Annotated in this window: 1 protein-coding gene; it reads right to left on the reverse strand. The window is 67.7% G+C overall.

Translation table 11 applies throughout. The features are described from left to right. On the reverse strand, positions 1-529 hold a 529-nt coding region (locus ABTU92_RS29565), incomplete at both ends, for a branched-chain amino acid ABC transporter permease (RefSeq protein WP_408095111.1).

Below are 529 nucleotides of genomic sequence, written 5' to 3' on the forward strand. Positions count from 1 at the left end.
GGCGCCGACGATCGAGCCCACCCCGCCGATCACCACGACCACGAAGGAGACGATCAGGATCTCGTCGCCCATGGCCGGATGCACCGAGTTCACCGGGGCGGCCACCATTCCGGCGAAGGCGGCGAGACCGACGCCGAGCCCGAACACGATCATGAACAGGCGGTTCACGTCGAGGCCGAGCACCTGCACCATCTCGCGGTTCGAGGCGCTCGCGCGGATCATCATGCCGAGCCGGGTGAAGCGGATCACGCCGGCGAGCGCGACGGCCATGACGATGCAGGCGAGCGAGATGAACAGCCGGTAGACCGGGTAGGACTGCGTATCGCCGAGCGGGATCGAGCCCGACAGCAGCGGCGGCACGGTGACGCCGTGCACGTCGTTGCCCCACAGGATGCTGCGCAGCTCGCCCAGCACCAGGATCAGGCCGAACGTGAACAGCACCTGATAGAGATGGTCACGCCGGTAGAGATGGGTGAAGCCGACCCGCTCGACGACCAGCCCGAGCACGACGCTGACAGGCACGCCGATC

This window comes from Rhodoplanes sp. SY1, from assembly GCF_046000175.1.
GTDB lineage: Bacteria > Pseudomonadota > Alphaproteobacteria > Rhizobiales > Xanthobacteraceae > Rhodoplanes.